The 19130-nt window shown below is 46.3% G+C and carries 19 protein-coding genes; 4 read left to right on the top strand and 15 right to left on the bottom strand.

Features of this window, described 5'->3' with window-relative positions; genetic code table 11:
* Window positions 1–122: 122 nt before the first annotated feature.
* A complete protein-coding gene (locus MKX40_RS20190; RefSeq protein WP_339235489.1) occupies window positions 123–872 on the top strand; it encodes a 2-phosphosulfolactate phosphatase in 750 nt (249 codons plus the stop codon).
* A gap of 87 nt (window positions 873–959) precedes the next feature.
* Here the strand turns inward: MKX40_RS20190 and MKX40_RS20195 are convergent, their stop codons facing one another.
* From MKX40_RS20195 to MKX40_RS20215, 5 genes are all read right to left on the bottom strand, one after another.
* Window positions 960–2213, bottom strand: coding sequence for an aspartate kinase (locus MKX40_RS20195; RefSeq protein WP_339235492.1), 1254 nt, complete (start codon window positions 2211–2213; stop codon window positions 960–962).
* 191 nt (window positions 2214–2404) lie between these two features.
* On the bottom strand, window positions 2405–2962 hold the full coding sequence (efp, locus tag MKX40_RS20200) for an elongation factor P (RefSeq protein ID WP_017687580.1): 558 nt from the start codon (window positions 2960–2962) through the stop codon (window positions 2405–2407).
* A 314-nt stretch (window positions 2963–3276) separates the two neighbouring features.
* Window positions 3277–4350 (bottom strand): Xaa-Pro peptidase family protein, encoded by a 1074-nt coding sequence (locus MKX40_RS20205; protein ID WP_339235494.1) that lies wholly within the window; start codon window positions 4348–4350, stop codon window positions 3277–3279.
* Between the two features lie 39 nt (window positions 4351–4389).
* On the bottom strand, window positions 4390–4833 hold the full coding sequence (aroQ, locus tag MKX40_RS20210) for a type II 3-dehydroquinate dehydratase (protein WP_339235497.1): 444 nt from the start codon (window positions 4831–4833) through the stop codon (window positions 4390–4392).
* Window positions 4834–4909: 76 nt separating this feature from the next.
* Window positions 4910–5488 (bottom strand): YqhR family membrane protein, encoded by a 579-nt coding sequence (locus MKX40_RS20215; protein WP_339235499.1) that lies wholly within the window; start codon window positions 5486–5488, stop codon window positions 4910–4912.
* 213 nt (window positions 5489–5701) lie between these two features.
* Here MKX40_RS20215 and MKX40_RS20220 point away from each other — a divergent pair, with 213 nt between their 5' ends.
* Together MKX40_RS20220 and MKX40_RS20225 are read left to right on the top strand one after the other, a co-directional pair.
* The gene (locus MKX40_RS20220; protein WP_062835280.1) at window positions 5702–6694 is read left to right on the top strand and encodes a DUF1385 domain-containing protein; all 993 of its coding nucleotides are present in this window, start codon (window positions 5702–5704) and stop codon (window positions 6692–6694) included.
* Between the two features lie 5 nt (window positions 6695–6699).
* The gene (locus tag MKX40_RS20225; RefSeq protein WP_339235501.1) at window positions 6700–7032 is read left to right on the top strand and encodes a hypothetical protein; all 333 of its coding nucleotides are present in this window, start codon (window positions 6700–6702) and stop codon (window positions 7030–7032) included.
* Window positions 7033–7090: 58 nt separating this feature from the next.
* Here MKX40_RS20225 and MKX40_RS20230 read toward each other — a convergent pair whose 3' ends face one another.
* From MKX40_RS20230 to mntR, 3 genes are all read right to left on the bottom strand, one after another.
* Window positions 7091–8092, bottom strand: a complete 1002-nt coding sequence (locus MKX40_RS20230; protein WP_339235504.1) for a patatin-like phospholipase family protein — start codon at window positions 8090–8092, stop codon at window positions 7091–7093.
* A 90-nt stretch (window positions 8093–8182) separates the two neighbouring features.
* A complete protein-coding gene (locus tag MKX40_RS20235) occupies window positions 8183–9793 on the bottom strand; it encodes a family 10 glycosylhydrolase (protein ID WP_339235506.1) in 1611 nt (536 codons plus the stop codon).
* Between the two features lie 210 nt (window positions 9794–10003).
* Window positions 10004–10432 (bottom strand): transcriptional regulator MntR, encoded by a 429-nt coding sequence (gene mntR, locus MKX40_RS20240; protein WP_062835284.1) that lies wholly within the window; start codon window positions 10430–10432, stop codon window positions 10004–10006.
* 191 nt (window positions 10433–10623) lie between these two features.
* On the opposite strand from mntR, the gene splB reads away from it, so the two are divergent.
* Window positions 10624–11694, top strand: coding sequence for a spore photoproduct lyase (gene splB, locus MKX40_RS20245; RefSeq protein ID WP_339235508.1), 1071 nt, complete (start codon window positions 10624–10626; stop codon window positions 11692–11694).
* 154 nt (window positions 11695–11848) lie between these two features.
* Here splB and MKX40_RS20250 read toward each other — a convergent pair whose 3' ends face one another.
* From MKX40_RS20250 to MKX40_RS20280, 7 genes are all read right to left on the bottom strand, one after another.
* Entirely contained in the window at window positions 11849–12562 is a 714-nt protein-coding gene (locus tag MKX40_RS20250; protein WP_339235511.1) for a cytochrome c biogenesis protein CcdA, read from the bottom strand.
* A gap of 49 nt (window positions 12563–12611) precedes the next feature.
* A complete protein-coding gene (locus MKX40_RS20255; protein ID WP_339235513.1) occupies window positions 12612–13415 on the bottom strand; it encodes a metal ABC transporter permease in 804 nt (267 codons plus the stop codon).
* A gap of 56 nt (window positions 13416–13471) precedes the next feature.
* A complete protein-coding gene (locus MKX40_RS20260) occupies window positions 13472–14230 on the bottom strand; it encodes a metal ABC transporter ATP-binding protein (RefSeq protein WP_339235515.1) in 759 nt (252 codons plus the stop codon).
* Between the two features lie 99 nt (window positions 14231–14329).
* Window positions 14330–15310: a metal ABC transporter substrate-binding protein gene (locus MKX40_RS20265; RefSeq protein ID WP_339243136.1), complete on the bottom strand. Its 981-nt coding sequence runs from the start codon at window positions 15308–15310 to the stop codon at window positions 14330–14332.
* A 336-nt stretch (window positions 15311–15646) separates the two neighbouring features.
* On the bottom strand, window positions 15647–17692 hold the full coding sequence (gene metG, locus MKX40_RS20270) for a methionine--tRNA ligase (RefSeq protein WP_339235517.1): 2046 nt from the start codon (window positions 17690–17692) through the stop codon (window positions 15647–15649).
* 478 nt (window positions 17693–18170) lie between these two features.
* A complete protein-coding gene (yidD, locus tag MKX40_RS20275; RefSeq protein ID WP_091018158.1) occupies window positions 18171–18422 on the bottom strand; it encodes a membrane protein insertion efficiency factor YidD in 252 nt (83 codons plus the stop codon).
* A gap of 2 nt (window positions 18423–18424) precedes the next feature.
* On the bottom strand, window positions 18425–18886 hold the full coding sequence (locus MKX40_RS20280) for a Fur family transcriptional regulator (protein ID WP_339235519.1): 462 nt from the start codon (window positions 18884–18886) through the stop codon (window positions 18425–18427).
* Between the last annotated feature and the right edge of the window lie 244 nt (window positions 18887–19130).

Genomic DNA, 19130 nt, shown 5'->3' on the forward strand with positions numbered 1-19130 from the left:
TCCACCTTCTGTTCTAGGCACCCGTCTAGATGCGCATGCATACAGTAATGGCAGATAGGTAAGTTCCATTCGGGTTCAAAACAGAACTACCGATCCCCAGATACAGAAAGGAGCTGTGGGGAGTGCGAGTCGATGTCGTTGGCAATGTGAATGAAGTACGTACCATTGATATTGCAGGGCGAAGTGCAGTTGTCATTGATGTATTGTGTACGACCAGTACAATTGTTACGGCTCTGGCGTATGACGCTTCGGCTGTGATTGCCGTAGAGACGGTTCCACAAGCCAAACAAATGGAAGTGAAAGATTGCATTCGAGGCGGAGAGCGTTTTGACAAAAAAATCACCGGATTTGAGGTGGGAAATTCCCCCTATGAATATATGACCGCAGGCATTGCAGATAAAACCATTATTCTAACCACAACCGATGGAACCCGAGCTTTGATCAAGGCTTCCAAGGGGAAACATGTATTCGCTGGTTCATTCCTCAATGTGCAGGCTGTTGCAGCAGTTCTATGTGAACTTCAACGAGATGTATTGCTGTTATGTGCGGGGAACCAGGATGAATTTGCACTGGAGGACGCTTTATGTGCCGGATGTATCATCGATGAACTGCACCGTCAATCCTGTTCTCCCCTCCAACTAAACGATCTCGGCACAGTGCTTCATCAAGCGGTATCCCAAAAACAGGAGAGCATCCCGGATCTGGTGCAAAAATCGGTTAGCGGACGGAGGCTTGAAAAGTTAGGCAGAGTTCATGATATATCGTATTGTTCTCAATTAAACCTGCTGGATTGCGTTCCCGAGATGGGGGAGGGGAACCGCATGCAACCTTATAGAGGCATACGTGGGGGGAAGATGTTCAAGTTAATGTGAGAATGGCGATGAGTAAAACAAAAAAAAGGTGTACTGCTGCCCGTTGGCAACAGTACACCTTTGCTAATTTATATACACAGAAACAACTTATCTGCGATCTTGTGGTCCACCGATAACGGCTTGCTCGGCAGTGTCGAGATCATATGCTGTATGCAATGCCTTAATGACGTCATGCAGCTTATCTCCATCAATAACACAAGATACTTTGATCTCCGAAGTACTCACCATTTTGATGCTCACGCCTTCAGCGGAGATGACTTTGAACATCTTCGCAGCTACACCTGGGTGACTGACCATGCCTGCACCAACAATGGAGATTTTAACGAGGTTCTCCTCTGATGTGACTTCACGGTAAGGCAAACGGCTGTGAAGGCCTTCAATGACACGCAATGCGTTCTCACGATCAGACAGCGCCACAGAGAAAGAAAAGTCCGCTTTTCCATCCATCACTCCGCTCTGAACGATAATGTCCACATCCAGCTGATTTGCCGCAAGTGCACCAAATACTTCGGCCAGAACTCCTGGTACATCCGGCACACCCAAAATACTGATGCGAGCCACATTTTTGTCATAGGCAATTCCACTAACCACTACGCCTTGTTCCATTGCTGCTTCCTCCTTCACAACCGTTCCTTCATTATGGTTAAAGCTGGATCTTACAATTAAAGGTACACCGGAATGCTTCGCGTACTCTACAGCACGCGGATGCAGCACCGCTGCCCCCAAATTAGCGAGCTCCAGCATTTCGTCGTACGATATTTCCTTCAACTTGCGCGCTACCTTAACGATCCGCGGGTCCGTAGAATATATTCCGTCTACATCCGTATAGATCTCACACGCATCAGCCTTAATGGCTGCTGCCAGCGCTACCGCTGTAGTATCCGAACCACCACGACCCAATGTTGTGATCTCGCCGTCTTCCGTCATGCCCTGGAAGCCTGCAACAATAACGATGTTGCCTTCAGCAAGTGCTGCATTCACACGGTCTGGATGAATATCATGAATACGTGCTTTTCCATGAACTGGCTCTGTGCGGAAACCCGCTTGCCAGCCTGTAAACGATACTGCCTTGCGCCCAAGCGCTTGAATAGCCATGGATAACAAAGAGATCGAAATCTGTTCTCCTGTGGTTAAGAGCATATCCATCTCACGAGCAGGCAGCTCACTATTCAGTTGTTTTGCCTGATCAATCAAATCATCTGTTGTATCCCCCATGGCCGAAACCACGACTACACACCGATGTCCTTCATCCGCTTTTTCTACAACACGTCCGGCTACACGCTTCATGCGTTCTGTATCTCCGACCGAGCTGCCCCCAAATTTCATGACGTACAATGACAACGCAAATCCACTCCCTACCTTGTGCAGTATGCATAATTGATGTCCATCGTCATTATTCTCTACGAGAAATGACTTTAACCCAGTATATTACGAAAGCGTCTGATAGGCTAATCTTTTTTCGAAAAAAACCCTCTGCCAAAGGAATGGCAAAGGGTTGTTAATACCGTTTATTAGCTTACAGCTTGTGAAAGTTACGCACGGGAAGAGTATTTACCTTCACGTGTGTCAATCAGGAGAACGTCACCTTCGTTAATGAACAAAGGAACCTGTACGTTCAAGCCTGTTTCCACTTTGGCATTTTTGGTAGCGCCTTGTGCAGTGTTACCTTTAACACTTGGCTCAGTCTCGATGACTTTCAACTCAACGCTTGTTGGCAAGTCGATTCCGAGGATTTCACCTTGGTAGCTAACGATTTTAACGACCATGTTTTCTTTCAGGAAGTTCAATTCCCATTCCAGTTGATCACTAGTCAATGTGAACTGATCATAAGTTTCGTTATCCATGAACGTGTGCTCTGTACCACTCGCATACAGATAGGATACGCCGCGGTTTTCGATGATGGCACGACCAATGGTTTCGCCTGCGCGGAATGTTTTTTCAACGGTGTTACCATTACGCAGGTTTTTCAATTTGGAACGTACGAAGGCAGCGCCTTTACCTGGTTTAACGTGTTGGAAATCAAGCACGGTATAGATATCGTTGTCTACTTGCACGGTCAAGCCTGTTTTAAAATCGTTTACTGAAATCACAAAAAATCCCTCCTGATATGGTTGAAAAGTAGGTGATATAAGACGATGGGTTAATGTAAAGGTGGGTTTATTCTGAATTGATGACCATGTGCGATGTGACCGTTACGGGTTCGAATCGTTCCTCCGATCGCTGTTGTCTCCTCATTTTCCCGACTAGATTTTAATAAGGTTTAAAATGAGGAGAAAAAGGCGAGCGCTTCGCTTCTTCAGAATCGATTCCGCTCCCTTCACTACTTTTGCATATGGTCCAAAACATTCAGCAATAACCTGTACCTTTATATTAAAAATCGTCTTATATCCCTTGTGGCTGTAATTTAGCCGATTACGGTGAACTTCTTGTCCGACTTCGTGAGAATATGAATACCCGTCTCGGTAATCACTACGTCATCCTCGATACGCACGCCGCCAAGCCCATCAATATATATACCCGGTTCAACGGTAACAACCATACCCGGTTTCAATACATCGTCGCTAAGCTTGGACAAACGAGGAGCTTCGTGAACTTCCATACCCAGACCGTGGCCTGTGCTGTGTCCGAATTGATCTCCGTATCCGTGACCTGCAATGATATCACGAGCCAATGCATCTGCTTCCCGTCCGGTCATGCCCGGTTTCAGGTTCTCCAGCGTATGTAACTGAGCTTCCAGTACAATGTCATAAATTTTGCGCAGTTCAGGTACAGGTGTACCTGTTGCAATGGTACGTGTCAGATCTGAACAGTATCCGTCCAAAAGTGCACCAAAGTCAAATGTAATTAACTCATTTTGCCCGATAGCCTTGCTGCTCGCTACCCCGTGAGGCATAGCAGAACGTTCACCCGATGCTACAATGGTGTCAAACGAAGAGGACGTTGCTCCATGTTTGCGCATGAAAAACTCCATCTCCAGATCCACTTCCCGCTCCGTCATGCCTGGTTTTGCAAACTGCAAAACGTGGCTGAATGTGGCATCTGCCAGATCTGCCGCTCTCTGCATGACCGCGATCTCGTCTTCATCCTTGAACATGCGAAGTTGTTCCACAATCCCGGATACAGCTTTCAGTTCAATAGATTGAAGTGCTTCAGCATAAGCAGAGTGCGTGCCGAATGTAACACTATCCTGCTCGAAGCCTACTTCTTTGATATTCGCGGACGCAAGCAGTTCGCGCACCGTATCCATCGGCTTAGCTCCATGCTCCACAACAGTGAATCCTTTGGCTTGCTGAGGCGCTTGAGCCATGTAACGGAAATCAGTCAACAAGAAAGCATCCTGTTCCGTAATCAGCACATATCCCGCCGAGCCTGTAAAACCCGTCATATAACGACGGTTAATCGGGTTTGTAATCAGCATTGCTCTGAGTTCACGCTCACGCATGGCTTCACGCAATTTATTAACTCGTTTGTTTTCCATCGGTAACCCTTCTTTCTCTCACATTCCCGGGTTCCCGGCTCAGGTTTGTTTGTCCAGATGACGCACAAGAGCCAGCAATCCCAGTTCATAGCTTACTTCGCCAAATCCGGCAATCTGCCCGATTGTTTCCGCTGCAATCACTGAATGATGTCTGAACGCTTCGCGTGCATGAATGTTGGATAGATGTACTTCCACTGTAGGGACTTTTACAGCATTGATTGCATCACGTATAGCATAGCTATAATGAGTAAATGCTCCGGCATTCAATATCATTCCGTCTGCTTCGCCCATCGCTGCATGAATACGATCAATGATATCCCCTTCATGGTTCGATTGATAAAAAGCGATGGAGACGCCAAGTTCATCAGCCTGTCTGCGAATTTTGTCCTCAATATCCTTCAGACTAAGCGTTCCATAGATGCCTGGTTCGCGTACGCCAAGCATGTTCAGGTTCGGACCATTGATCACAATAATTCGTTTCATCGCTGCTCCACCCTCTCTGCAAATAACCATCTGCTATTTTAACACAGGCATTGCCGGATTGAGAAGCTTTTTTGCGCTATGCCCCTGCTTGCTCTGGCTCGCGTTTGCGTTCATCCGTGTACTCCATGGCTACCGTGTATCCAATGAACAGCCCCCATAGCAAAAAGAAGCAGATTTCCGTGATGATGGAATCCCATGTTAAACCCTTCAAAGGCTTCATCATTCCCAGTTTTGGTCCGACCAGTACAAAGAGAATCAGCCACCAGACAAGTCCATACACCATGCCGGGTAACGGCCCTTTCAATTTTCTAATCGTAAACGTGTAGAGCAAGGAAGCCAAGACCGAAAAGACAATAAAAAACAGCCACCCTGTCAAATGCCCTGCTGCGGTATATATATATTGATGTTTGAAAAAAGGCTCTGCGAGAAATCCTACAGGCACAATCGTAAAGTGCAACAGGTAGAATAGCCAGTGTAGCCCTCCCCAGATTAGACCTGCAAAGAAACCAAGCTCCAAAGCAAAGGAAAATGGCTTGGTATAGTAGTGCGCTTGACCCTGCCTCTGGGTAGGGCGCCTGCCCCTGTCTTTTGGCTGCCGTTCTCTCGGTCGTTGACCTTCATGATGTGATGTATCTTCATGCGTACGTTCTGTCATCGATATTCTCCTTCATTCAGTTGATAATCCCGCGTTCTGCCCCGAATTTCCTGTCTGATTCTACGAGGTAGTATGTTCAAAACAGGACAATCTTAACAACATCCTTCAAGCTTTGACTCACAAACTAGAAATTGGTCTTAAAATTCGATACAATAGGGTTATTAAACTGCCTTTGATTGCGAAGGCCAAGAACAGAATAGGAAGGTGAATAATTTGCCTCAACAATCCAAGCCTGTCAGCTATGGGGGGCAAGCTGTCATTGAAGGCGTAATGTTTGGTGGGAAACATGTCAACGTTACAGCTGTTCGTAGAAAAGACGGCGAAATTACGTATCTGGAAGTTCCCAAGCAAGACAAGTCCTGGGTCACGAAATTGCGGCGGATTCCTTTATTACGCGGAATTGTCAGCATTATAGATTCAAGTGTCAAAGGTAGCAGACATCTCAATTATTCTGCTGACGCCTATGCTGATGATGAACTGGAACCGGAAGAGAAAGCCAAGCAAAAAGAGAAAGAAGGTTCGGGGTGGAGCCTTAGCATGATCATTGGTGTGACCGCCGTAGCTATCCTCTCATTCCTTTTTGGTAAAGTTGTGCTCACATTGCTTCCTGTTGTTATCGAGAATTTTCTATTCAAAAATGCATTCGACAATCAGTTTTTGCATAATTTACTGGAAGGCGGCATTAAGCTGATCCTGTTACTGGCCTATCTGTGGTTAATCTCACAGACGCCGATGATTAAACGTCTCTTCCAGTATCATGGAGCGGAACACAAAGTCATTAGCGCACATGAAGCTGGTGAAGAACTGACACCGGAGAACGTGCAAAAGTACAGCCGTCTGCACTACCGCTGCGGAAGCAGCTTCATCATGTTGACTGTCATTATTGGCGTGTTTCTATACTCCCTCTTCACGTACGATAACCTCTGGGAACGTATGGGTCAGCGTCTGTTGTTATTGCCAGTTGTGCTAGGCATTTCTTTTGAACTGTTAAAGCTCACGAATTCTGTACGCGATATTCCTGTACTGCGTTATCTCGGCTATCCGGGATTGTGGCTGCAATTGCTGACAACAAAAGAACCGACCAACGAACAGGTAGAAGTATCCATTGCTTCGTTTAACCGTATGCGTGAGTTGGATGCCAAGCTTGCCAATGTCTCTGCTACATCAGAAGTACCTGTTGCAACACTCGATCCTGTGAAAGGGTGAATGATATGAACAAGCAAGCAATCTTATTTTGGACGTTCATCGCACTAGCTGCTGTTGGAGTCTTGACTTGGCTGGGAAATGCTAGTCCATCCAGGATCATTATTCCTCTGGTCGTGTTCGGAGCCGTATTCCTGCTGTACAGATATCCGCCTCGTCGCTGGGCAAGCAAAACCAAATCACCAAAGATTAAACCATCCGCACGAACCATGGCGAAAGTCAATGCACAGTCCAGTGCCAGAAAGAGCAGCGGTTCTTCAAAGAAACGCAAGGATTATCCTTTCCAGGTGATTCAGGGGCAAAAAGGGAAAAGCGATGAAGATATACCGAAATATCACTAAAAGTTACTGAATATACAAAAAGCAATTCTCCCCATGCGGAGAATTGCTTTTTTCACGTTTATACAGGAATCAGCGGTGGAGCTTCTGCTTGTTTCTTGCGTAATTCTTTTCTTTGTTTGTCCAGCTGTTCATCATACATTTTCATATTCCACCCGTTGAAAAATTCGCTTCCTGCGGTAACACCTGAACGGTATAAAGCCGTGCTGTCCTGTAACGATAAATGAAATTGTGTTGGTTTAATGCCAAGCGTTGGTATCTTCACGGTACGAAACCGGTTAATCTGTTCGATGTAGCGTTCATCATGTGCTGTGAGCATCGTCTCCACAAGGGCTTGAAGCATGCTTAGCGGTCCTTTAATCCGGGCAGGTTCCACCTCCGTTTTGCCCACCATTTTGAATCCGACGACTGGAATAACATCTCCCCCCTGTCCCGTACGATCACCATCGAAGAGCCACAACGGAAAATTGCTAAGCAACCCACCATCCACTACGTACACGAACTGATCTTGAAAAGGAAGCCCTTTGGAGAATACTGGCGATTTGCGTATGACAACCGGATCGAAAAAATACGGAATACTGCAACTCATACGTACCGCTTTTGCCACATCCAGCTTGGCAGGATCAATGCCAAACCGCCGAATATCGTCCGGCAGCACCAAGATGGTCCCATTGGATATGTCCGATGCGGTTATAAGCAACTTGCCTTGCGGCAAGTCAGCGAATGTGCGAATCCCTTTTTGCTCCAGCATCTTGCGAATCCATGATTCCAGCGCTTCTCCTGAATACAGTCCTTTCTTCAAGAACAGCCTTGCTGCGGGTCCGATCCATCGGGTATTAAAAATGGGGGAACGACGCAGCAATGAAATAAAGGGTGTTTTCTCAATAATGTCTTTCATCTCTTCGGCCCGATAACCGGCGGCCAGCAGCGCAGCTACAATGGAGCCGGATGACGTGCCAGCTACCCGATTAAACTGAATGCCACAATCTTGAGCACCCTGAACAGCACCTGCAAGCGATATTCCCTTGACGCCTCCACCTTCAAATACCGCGTTAATTAACATCACAAAAAACCCCCGTTCTCCGAACAGCACATTTCTACTGCCACTCTATGAGAACAAGGGTTTGTCTTATCACTATGTTGTTAAAATGTTTTATAGACCATAGTAGGCTTTCAATTTGGCAATCAACCCAAGAGGGTTCTTCGTCAGGTACTGTGAGCTAAAGAAAATGTCTCCTTTGACCGAGCCATACTTTTTGTTGTAGTTCAGCTGATCGATGATCTCCTGTGATGTCTGCCAGCCAATTTCCGGCGTGCCCAGCTTATAAGGAGCGTGACCAATGTACAATTTTACATTTGTATTAGCCACTTCATTCGCCCACCAGTCCACAACTTTGTCGTATCGAGCTGCGCTTAGTGTCATACTCCAATACACCTGAGGAGCGACATAGTCGATCCACTCCTGATTGATCCATGTCCGCACATCTGCATTCATGCTGTCATACGCGGTTACTCCTGCTTTGGTATCAGAGCCGGTCAGATCAACAGATTTATTACGCCATACACCGAATGGACTAATTCCATATTCAACGTTCGCTTTTACCCTATGAATGCTCTGTCCGAGCTGCTTGACGAACTGATTAATATTGTCCCGACGCCATTCAGCACGGTCTTTCGTATTCAATGTGTTATAGGTTTTGAAGGCTGCATCATCATTAAACGTCACATTGGATGGATAGAAATAATCATCCAGGTGTACACCATCAATATTATATTGATTGACCACTTCCATGATTGTATCGATAATATGCTGTCTGGCTTCCGGGATGCCCGGGTTAATGTACATTTTACCGGATGCATTCACAATCCAGTCGGGATGAAGCTTGGAGATGTGGTTTGCAGCCAGATTGGATGTACTCGCTGAGTTGGTCGCCCTAAACGGATTAAACCAGGCATGGAACTCCAGGCCCCGCTTGTGAGCTTCCTCAATCATGAAGGCGAGGGGATCATAACCTGGATCTTTACCCTGTGTCCCTGTCAGCACACTGTTCCAAGGTACCAGACCTGAAGGATAGATGGCATCCCCGTTTGCTCTGACTTGGACAAATACGGCGTTAATGCCCATGCCTTGTAATGTATCAAGCTGTTTCGTATATTCTTGCTTTTGCTTCTCTACATTTCCCTTCGCCCCGGATGAAGGCCAGTCTCCATTTACAGTGGAGATCCATGCTCCCCGCATCTCTTCAGATGCCGGTACAGTGCCTGTGCCTCCAGGCTCTGCCGGGATTGCCGGAGTTGGTTCAGGTGTTGGTGTTGAAACGTCTCCTGTGTACAAATCAATGGTCTGGGCTGATTGGTTCCAATTCACCCGAATGCCAAGGTTCTCACTGACAAATCGAATAGGTACCATAACCCGACCCTGTTTCAATTCTACCGATGCATCCAGACCAACTACAGCGTTATCCACGTTCGCCTGCTGGCGTCCACTTGTCATCGTGATGACGGAATCGGACTTCTGGATGGTCACGGTACGAGTAGCCTGAGACCATAGTACAGATGCACCCAGTCCTTCGCTAATGACACGCAGAGGTACCATCGTTACATTGACCTTGGGCAAGATGTATGGTGATACATCCGATTCCAAGCGGTTGCCGTCCAGGAAAATAGCAATCTCCTTCTGTCCGGCTGCTTGTGCCGTCATGCCTGCTGTCTGTAATCCAAGTACAAAAATGAGCAGCAGCATCAATCCTTTACGAACATTCATTAGTGCAGTCCTCCAAAATCATTATAAATTTGCGGTAAATTCTACTAGTTTAATAGACGCTCCTATCGATCGTTTAGTTGCGATAATTCGCCAAATTATGGTGTTCATGCAAACAAAAAAAATGCTTCCTGCCATTAAAACGGCAAGAAGCATCCTTTGAGCACAGGATACAATTCATTGTATATTACTTTGTTTAACGACTGCTGGAACTCAAGACTCCGTATTACTCATGACGTCCTGAAGATTTTTGAGGTCACGTAACCGACTCTCATCCTGACGGAAGTATTCAACCAAGGACTCAATACATGTAATGGAGTCCCAACTCAGGTGATGTTCAATGCCTTCCACATCATTGTAGATATTTTCTTCCTGAACACCAATCGTTGTCAAAAATTGTTCAAGCAGATGATGGCGTTCCATCAAACGTTTGCCCATCTTTTTGCCTTTTGGCGTAAGCACCAGTCCGCGGTACTTCTCATAGATCAGGTACTCGTCTTTGTCCAGCTTTTGGATCATCTTCGTCACCGATGAAGGATGCACTTCCAGTCCTTCAGCTATATCAGACACACGAGCATAGCCCTTTTCATCAATTAATTTGTATATACGCTCCAAATAATCTTCCATACTGGGCGTTGGCATCTGCTTCCCTCTTTTCTCTCTGACCGGCCCCTATTCGTGCCTGGTCCCTATCTTATAATGATACATGTTATCAATACGCATTGGCAAGTCCTGCACATTTCGCAGCGCACGGTACACAAGTAATTGGCAGGCGTGACTTTTCACCGAACGAGGCAAACTAAGCTAAGTTCCGCATCGAAAGGAGTGATTTCGTGAGTACAAGTGTAGCTCAACCGCCAGTTCGCAAAGCAAAAGGTACTAAACCCTTTATTCCCGATTTGGTGTACTTTGAACCCGGTGCGCTGGAATATGATAAAGGTAAACGTATTATGGAGTGGGTGACTTCCAAAGACATCCCTTATCAGATGACCACATCGCATAACCGGATCACGAATCTACCAGGTGAAACCGAACAAGAAAAGTACCGGATGGCGAAGCGTACTCTGGTCGTTGGTGTGCGCAAAACACTCAAGTTCGACCAGTCGAAACCTTCAGCGGAATATGCCATTCCTATCTCTACAGGCTGTATGGGACACTGCCATTATTGTTATCTTCAAACTACACTTGGTGCCAAACCTTATGTCCGGGTGTACGTCAATACCGAGGAGATCATTCAGGCTGCCAAAGGGTATATCGAAGAGCGCGCGCCAGAAATCACTCGATTTGAAGCCGCCTGTACGTCTGATCCCGTAGGACTCGAGCATATCACGGAGAATTTAAGTGACTTGATCCGTTTTATGGCAGAAGAAGAATATGGACGCTTGCGCTTCGTAACCAAATATCATCACGTTGATCCGTTGCTGAACATTAAGCATAACGGCCACACCCGTATCCGGTTTAGTGTCAATTCGGATTATGTCATCAAAAACTTTGAACCGGCTACCTCCAGATTTGAGGAACGCATAGAAGCTGCTGGCAAAATTGCACACGCAGGTTACCCTCTTGGCTTCATTATCGCTCCTATTATGTGGTATGAGGGCTGGGAAGAAGGATATTCCGAGCTGTTGCAGAAGCTGGCAGATACACTTCCAGAGGAAGCAACCAAGGACCTTACGTTTGAGATGATCCAGCACCGTTTTACCAAAACGGCCAAAGCGACCATTGAAAAGCGTTATCCTAAGACCAAGCTGGAGATGGATATCGAGAAACGCAAGATGAAATGGGGCCGCTGGGGCCAGTACAAGTATGTGTATAAAGATGATCAGCAAGATGCGCTGCGCGAATTCATTACGGAACGGATCTTTGAACATTTTCCACTAGCCAATATTGATTACTTCACCTAAACGAAAAAACGGGACTGCCCTGCACGAATAGTGATGTTGGTATAAACATTCACACCAAACGATTAAAAAGCAGGTTACATGACCCAGAGTGACTCTGGTTAACATGTAGCCTGCTTTATCATGCATAATAAAAATCTAATTTCAGTTCATCCGTTTAAATAATCATCCAGTCTGGTGTAATCTGCTGCAACCAGATCGTAATCTTCGTCATCTGGTCTGTAAAAAGCAATATTCCAAGGAATAGCATCAATGCTCCCCCGATTTTCATCATGACATTGGAATACCGTAAGATCCAGCGTGTCGAACCAATAAAAAACGCCAAAATGAAGAACGGGATGGCGAACCCTGCAGTATAACCTGTAATCAGCGCCAGCCAGGTGGTGGGTTCACTCGCAGCCATTGCAATAATCGCTGTTAGAATAGGCCCAATACAAGGCGACCATCCTGCTGAGAAACCGATACCAAATATGAAAGAGCCCAGATAGCCTGCTGGTTTCCACTTCATATCCATCTTTCGTTCCTTCATTAGAAACTGCGGTTTGAACACACCAAGCAAAAATAACCCCATAAGCATAATCAAAATCGCAGACAATTGCCGAATCAGTTCCCGGTTATCATTGAAAAATTGGCCAAACAGTCCGGCACCCAAGCCAAGCGAATAAAACACAGCCGAAAAGCCCAGAATAAACGCCAGCGTGTGCGTCATGGTCTTAAAGCGGACTTCTCGCTGATTGCGGTCATCCTTCAATTGTTGCACCGTCATCCCTGTAATGTAAGAGAGATATGACGGATACAACGGAAGACAGCATGGTGATATAAATGAGACCAAACCTGCTACAAAAGCCATCCATACATTAACATCAGGCATGAAGCGGATGTCTCCCTTCCCCGGGCTCACGTGCTTGCTCGTTCCGTCGTCAGGCTCGGAACCCTTTTTTTCCAATCATCGTCAGAATCAGCATCATAATCAGCAATAATACGATCGTTGCTCCAGGTGCGAGGTTCCAAATGCCTGCAACAACCAATCCAAGGACTACAGCAATTTCACCGATCACCACGGACAGAATTATCGCGGATTTGAAACTTCGAGCCATTAACAGGCTGACCGCTACCGGAATGGTCAATAGCGCTGACACCAGTAGTGCGCCGACAATCTTGATCGCCGTACTAATAACGAGTGCTGTCATTACAGTGATTAACATGTTCAGAATTTTTACAGGCAATCCTGTAACCGCTGCTGCATCTTCCTCAAAGCTGAGCAGGAAAAATTCCTTATGTAACAATGCCACTACAATCACCACGATCAGCGTAACCACACCTACCAGCTTCAGATCCGTAGCGTCTAAGGTATATATGCTGCCGAACAAATAACTCATGACATCTGCATTATATCCTTTGCCCAGCGTGAAGAACAAGGAAGCAAGAGCGACGCCACCGGACATGATAATGGCAATCGATAATTCGGCGTAACTTTTATACGCTTTGCGCAATTTCTCTATCGCAAATGAAGCAAGCACGGCAAATATCAAGCCTACCGCAATGGGATACACTTCAATCAGGAATCCAAGTGCAACCCCGGCAATGGTCACATGAGACAAGGTGTCTCCGATCATGGATAACCGCCGCAAGACCAGAAACAGTCCGATTAACGGAGCGGTAATACCGATTAGCAACCCACCCGCCAGCGCACGCTGAAAAAAATCACTCATTAATATTTCCAAAACAAACACGACTCCTTCGGCCTTACTTACTCTAATCTAATGGGCCATACATACGGCTAGCGTACCTGTGCAGTGGTATGTTGCAGATTGGTTTCTGCACAATCCTGTACCTCGTGTGAATGACGGACATGGAAATTAATTTTGCCATTCGTTACGGCAGCTTCAGAACCCAGATAACTCTCCATCCGATCCATATCATGAGACACCATCAGAAAAGTCATGCGGTGATGTTCATGCATATGGGTAATCAATTCAAAGAAACTGGCCTGTGATTCGGCATCAATACCTACTGTGGGTTCATCCAGAATCAACAGATCCGGGTGATTGATAAGCGCTCGTGCCAAAAAAACACGCTGCTGCTGTCCACCGGACAATTGACCAATTCGTTTATTCGCCAGATCTTCAATCCGCATAACCTGCATCGCATCTGTGCACTGTTGCTGACATTTGCGAGACATACGACGGAACATGTTTTTGTTATTGTACAAACCGGACATAACCACTTCACGAACAGTTGCAGGGAATAACGGATTAAACGCATTCTTTTGAGGTACATACCCGATTCGTTCCCAGTCCTTGAACCTGCGGATCGACTCTCCGAATAGCTTGATATCTCCCTGCGCAGGAGGAAGAAGTCCTACCAGCATACGCAACAATGTCGTTTTTCCCGCCCCATTGGAACCGATAATCCCGACAAAGTCCCGTTCCTGGGCCATAAAATTGAGATTCTCAATCACTCGCTGGTCCCCGTAGGAAAATGATAGTTTCTCGATCTCTATAATTGGATCATGACATAGTGGCATGATTTGCTGCATGGCAAAGCCGCCCTTCATTATATATAAGGATTGCATAGCGTTCTAAGAGCCTTCACCGCGAACGGTAAAGACTCTTCGACCTGAATCCTTCATTCTATCTTATTTTAATGCGATCAGCAGATTTTGCAAATTTTTCTCCATCAGGGTGAAATAATCATCCCCGTTGGTTGCCTGCTCCTTGGTCAATCCTTCAACAGGGTTAAGAACCATAGTCTCCACTCCTGCTTCACTTGCCAGTGTTTTCGCCAATTTGTCAGATACCAGCTCTTCGAAGAAAATGTACTTAATGCCTTCATCTTTAACCAGTTTCGCAAGTTTCACAATATCCTGCCCTGTCGGTTCAGCATCCGGGGAAAGTCCCATAATGGCATGCTGAGTTAGTCCATAATCACGCGCAAGGTAGCCGAAGGCCTGGTGCGAGACAACAATTTCCTTGTTTGGCACTTTAGCCAATTCATCTGTAAAATGCTGATCCAGCGTCTCAAGCTTGGTACGAAGCTCTTCATAACGTTGTTCGTAACCTGCTGTGTGATCAGGATCTGCCTCAACCAGACTATTTTTGATGTTTTCAGCCATGATCATAGCAGATTTTGGACTAACCCACGTATGTGGATCAATATGATGATCAGCGACATCTTCTTCACTGGTAGCCTCATCTGCATGTTCGTCTTCATGCTCTTCGCCGTGACCGTGCCCATCGTCACCCTCTGCGGTCAACAGCTTCACGCCTTCGCTGACGGCAACAGACTTCACCTTTGTATCGCTATTCAACGACTTTAGGAAATTAGGCACCCATCCTTCCAGTCCAGCTCCATTATAGAAAAACAACTGTGCCTTGGACGTATTGACAATATCCTGACTCTTTGGAGTCCAGTCATGTGGTTCTACTCCTGTTGGCAGCAGGTTAATAACATTGGCATCTTCACCACCAATTGCAGCTGTAAAAGCATACACAGGATAAAATGTCGTCACCACGTTTACCTTACCTTCTACAATCGTCGCACTCTTGGAGTTATCCTGCCCACATGCAGACAATACCAGTAAACTGAGAATAAGGAAACCAGTCCACAGTAACTTCATATTGCCTCTTTTGCTTGTCTTCCCTGTCCGGTTATCCGGAACTTGATGTTGCACTTTATAAAATGTCATTATGATTCACTCCGTATCTCTTAATCGTAAACATTACTGAAAGAATTATAGGTAACATGAACCCACTTGTCAAGCTATACCTTCCTATTCATTCTTTCCTGAAGTACGGAGTTATAACAGTATATGCTTGTTCTCTACCCGTCAGATACGAAATTATATCAATAAAAAAAGGGACCCGAATTACATCGGGCCACCTTGAGTTATAGATACGACAATATTTGAATCAATTTCATAACTCATAAAAAAAGGATTATGATTTGATTCTTCTTATTTTACTTGTGCGCCATTAGGCATGCTGTCTGGTACTGTAGCAAGTGTAAGCTGGTCGCCATGGGATGCAGCAAGGATCATACCTTGAGACAGTTCACCACGAAGTTTCACCGGTTTGAGGTTAGTTACACAGATGACTTTGCGTCCAACCATCTCTTCTGGCGAATAGAACTTTGCGATTCCAGAGACAACCTGGCGCTGCTCATAACCCAGATCGAGCTGCAATTTCAGCAACTTATCCGCTTTTTTGACAGGTTCACAGGAGATGACTTGAGCCACACGCAGTTCAACTTTAGCAAAATCGTCAATGCCGATCTCTTCCGTACCTTCAGGTGCAGTTACCGGTTCAACAGCTGCCGAAGCTCCAGCCTCTGCTTGACTTGCTTCAGGCTGTGCCGCTTTTTGGCCGCCAGTCATCGCTTCTGAGATATAGGCAATTTCCTGTTCGGAATCCAAACGCGGGAAGATTGGATCACCTTTTTGCAAAGCGTTTCCAGCCGGAACAAGCCCCCATTGCTTGGCTGTATCCCACGCCGTGAGTTCACCTTCCTGAATGCCAAGCTGTGCCCAGATTTTATGCGGAGCACGTGTCAGGAACGGTTGCAACAGAATTGAAGCAATGCGCAAGCTTTCGATCAGGTGAGCCATAACGGATGCCAATTCATCGCGTTTTGCTTCATCACGAGCCAGCGCCCATGGCTGCGTCTCATCAATGTATTTATTGGTGCGGCTGACAAATTGGCTGATCGCCGTCAGTGCTACGGAAAACTGCAGGTTTTCCATCGCCTGTTCCACTTTTTCTACTGTAGCATGGCCTGCTTCTTCCAGCGAAGCATCAAATTCCGTTACATTCGATGCAAACGCAGGGGCTTTGCCTTCAAAATATTTGTCTACCATGGCAACTGTACGGTTCAACAGGTTACCCAGGTCGTTCGCAAGGTCGGAGTTTACACGTTCTACGAAGCTCTCCGGTGTAAACGTACCATCGGAACCAAACGGTACTTCACGCAGCAGGTAATAACGCAGTGCATCGAGACCATAGCGGTCAATCAGAGTCACTGGATCAACCACATTGCCTTTGGATTTGGACATCTTGCCATCCTTCATCAACAACCAGCCATGTGCGAACACTTTCTTCGGCAAAGGCAGATCCAATGCCATCAACATAATTGGCCAGTAGATCGTATGGAAACGAACAATTTCTTTACCTACCAGATGTACATCCGCAGGCCAGAACTTGTTATACAGGGATGCATCGGATGAACCATAGCCCAGAGCTGTAATATAGTTGGACAGTGCATCAATCCATACGTAGACCACGTGTTTTGGATCGCCTTTAACTTTGACGCCCCATTCAAATGTAGTACGTGATACAGCCAAATCTTCAAGACCCGGCTTGATGAAGTTGTTGATCATCTCGTTCTTACGGGATTCCGGCTGAATAAAGCCCGGGTTCTCTTCATAATATTTCAACAAACGATCTGCATATTTGCTCATACGGAAGAAGTAGGATTCTTCTTTGACCAATTCAACGGGGTGTCCGCTATCCGGGCTCTTGGCTGAGATAATCTCGCCCTTCTCATTCTTCTCTACATCCACCAGTTGAGTCTCTGTGTAATACGTCTCATCTGGAATGCTGTACCAGCCTTCATACTCACCTTTGTAGATATCTCCCTGTTTCAGCAAACGGTCAAAGATATCCTGAACGACGGTTTTGTGACGCTCTTCAGTTGTACGGATAAAGTCGTCATTGGAAATGTCCAGCTTGTTCCATAGTTCCTTGATTCCCACAACGATATCATCGATAAAAGCTTGCGGAGTCTGTCCTTTCTCCTGGGCCTTACGCTCAATCTTCTGGCCATGTTCATCGGTTCCTGTCAGATAATGAGCATCATAACCACGCAGACGCTTGTAACGAACCATCGCATCTCCCGCCACAGTTGTATACGCGTGCCCAATATGCAATTTGTCACTCGGATAATAAATCGGGGTTGTCAGATAAAATGTTTTTTGGTCAGCCATGAATGACTTCTCCTCCTTCAAATGGTCCTGCTTCAGTGATCCTTTCGTCCAAAACAACTAAAAAAGAACACAAAAAACTCCCGCCCCTATGGGACGAGAGTTGCTCTCACGTGTTACCACCCAAATTCCCCATGTTTTTCGCAAAACACAGGCTCTGTCGGTCCTTCGACCGCCCATTAACGCTGGATCACGCCTCAGCCTTACGACAGCAGCTCTGAAATCGCTGTCTGCACGCTCGAAAGAGGTTCCTCCGGGACCATGTTCCATCCTCCTCCCAGACCGGTTCTCAGCTCATCCGGCTCTCTGCACTGGGGGTGTGTCTGTACTTATCCCTTCACTGGAAATCATATAGAAGTTGTTCAAAAAGTAAAACCAGACTTTTGAACTTGCACATATAGGAAAAATATACTGAAATGCGGGCCCCTTTGTCAAGTGGGCAGCAGCCTCGATTTCAATTCCAGTTTGCTTCACGGCCACCCGAATACTTCAGGTTATAACGTTACTCGGATACCAGAGTAGACTTCTCCGCCTTTGGTGGCACCAGATCTACACCACCTGGATGAAACGGATGACATTTGGCAATACGTTTCGCTGTTAACAACGAGCCTTTGAGCGCACCGTGCACTTCAATCGCCTCCATGGCATAAGCCGAACAGCTCGGATAGAACCGACATGTTGGCGGCGTTAATGGAGAGATATAGTTGCGGTACACACGAATGGGTGCCTGAGCGATTCTGCGCGATAACTTCATCGTCAGTGCTTCCCGTGAGCGTGATGTCCCGACGCCGCTTTGGCAGGAGCATGCTCAGCACAGTCCTTGCAATAGCCAAACACCTCAAACTTGTGGTCCACAACCTGAAATTGTTCAGGCGCATCCGCAAGCTGCATCGGGCAAAAAATAATAGGATACGTCTTCTGACACTTCAGACAGATCATATGATGGTGATGATGATCTTCACTACAGTGTGCTTTGAATTTAACGCCATCTTCGAAGATGACCTGTTCCAGTACACCCAGTTCCTGCATCACCCGCAAATTCCGATATACTGTGTCAAAACTCAGTCCGCTGTAAGTCTTACCCATATATTCATAGACGTCCTTGGGTGTAAGATACCCGGGGGACTCGGCAAATAACCGGGCCAGTGTTTTCCGCTGATCAGTAATGCGGAGCCCCTGTGAGGACATAGTCGAAATAATCTGTTCTGTCGACAGCATGATCTAAAGCACCTCCTGTCTTACGAGCATTTTGCCTCTTCTGTATACATCTAATAATGCATCAAATTACGATTAGAGTCAACGAAGACACCGGGTTAGGTCATTCCAACAACACATAAAAAGGACTCCATACACATGCATTGCCATTACGTTTAGCTTTGAGCTAATGACATTACATATTAATGGAGTCCCTTCCTGACGGTTCAGATGATCAATCGTTCGGGCGACTTTTGGGGTGAACGGG

Origin of the sequence: Paenibacillus sp. FSL R5-0517, assembly GCF_037974355.1 — a bacterium.
Classification (GTDB): domain Bacteria; phylum Bacillota; class Bacilli; order Paenibacillales; family Paenibacillaceae; genus Paenibacillus.

Bases quoted from the DNA above. Each gene is read 5' to 3' on its own strand.
- yidD (WP_091018158.1), bottom strand. From the start codon at position 18,422: ATGAAGTTATCGCGCAGAATCGCTCAGGCACCCATTCGTGTGTACCGC.
- MKX40_RS20280 (WP_339235519.1), bottom strand. From the start codon at position 18,886: ATGCTGTCGACAGAACAGATTATTTCGACTATGTCCTCACAGGGGCTC.
- mntR (WP_062835284.1), bottom strand. From the start codon at position 10,432: ATGCCAACGCCCAGTATGGAAGATTATTTGGAGCGTATATACAAATTA.
- MKX40_RS20225 (WP_339235501.1), top strand. From the start codon at position 6,700: ATGAACAAGCAAGCAATCTTATTTTGGACGTTCATCGCACTAGCTGCT.
- MKX40_RS20250 (WP_339235511.1), bottom strand. From the start codon at position 12,562: ATGCCTGATGTTAATGTATGGATGGCTTTTGTAGCAGGTTTGGTCTCA.
- MKX40_RS20265 (WP_339243136.1), bottom strand. From the start codon at position 15,310: ATGAAGTTACTGTGGACTGGTTTCCTTATTCTCAGTTTACTGGTATTG.
- aroQ (WP_339235497.1), bottom strand. From the start codon at position 4,833: ATGAAACGAATTATTGTGATCAATGGTCCGAACCTGAACATGCTTGGC.
- MKX40_RS20260 (WP_339235515.1), bottom strand. From the start codon at position 14,230: ATGCAGCAAATCATGCCACTATGTCATGATCCAATTATAGAGATCGAG.
- MKX40_RS20215 (WP_339235499.1), bottom strand. From the start codon at position 5,488: ATGACAGAACGTACGCATGAAGATACATCACATCATGAAGGTCAACGA.
- MKX40_RS20235 (WP_339235506.1), bottom strand. From the start codon at position 9,793: ATGAATGTTCGTAAAGGATTGATGCTGCTGCTCATTTTTGTACTTGGA.
- MKX40_RS20230 (WP_339235504.1), bottom strand. From the start codon at position 8,092: ATGTTAATTAACGCGGTATTTGAAGGTGGAGGCGTCAAGGGAATATCG.
- MKX40_RS20205 (WP_339235494.1), bottom strand. From the start codon at position 4,350: ATGGAAAACAAACGAGTTAATAAATTGCGTGAAGCCATGCGTGAGCGT.